Raw genomic sequence first — 435 nt, forward strand, 5'->3', positions numbered from 1 at the left:
GGCCAGGCGCCGTCGAGTGGATCGTGTTCGCGCTTTTCTATTTCGCGACCGCGCTCGGGCTCGAAGTCGGCTTTCATCGCCACGTGACGCACAAGGCGTTCAAGGCGAAGCCGTGGGTGCGCACCGCGCTGATCGCGCTCGGCTCGATGGGCGCGCACGGCCCCGTCAACTGGTGGGCGTCCACGCACCGTCGCCATCATTCGACGAGCGACGGCGACGGCGATCCGCATTCTCCGCACCTGTCGGGCGAGGGCTTCGGCGGGCGGCTCAGGGGCCTCTATCACAGCCACATGGGTTGGCTGTTCGTCGGCGAATCGACGCGGCCGGCGGGGTGGGAGAAGTACGTGCCCGATCTCTATCAGGACCCGCTCGTCTTCCGGCAGCACATGGCGTACTACCGCTGGGTCGCGATCGGGCTCGTGCTGCCGGAAGACG

The 435-nt window shown here is 67.8% G+C and carries 1 protein-coding gene; it reads left to right on the plus strand.

Annotation, left to right across the window (positions count from 1 at the left end):
- Positions 1-435: fatty acid desaturase (locus tag ACU8YE_RS25535; RefSeq protein WP_446930400.1), on the plus strand; the 435-nt coding region annotated here is incomplete at both ends.

This window comes from Ralstonia sp. VS2407 (assembly GCF_052950655.1).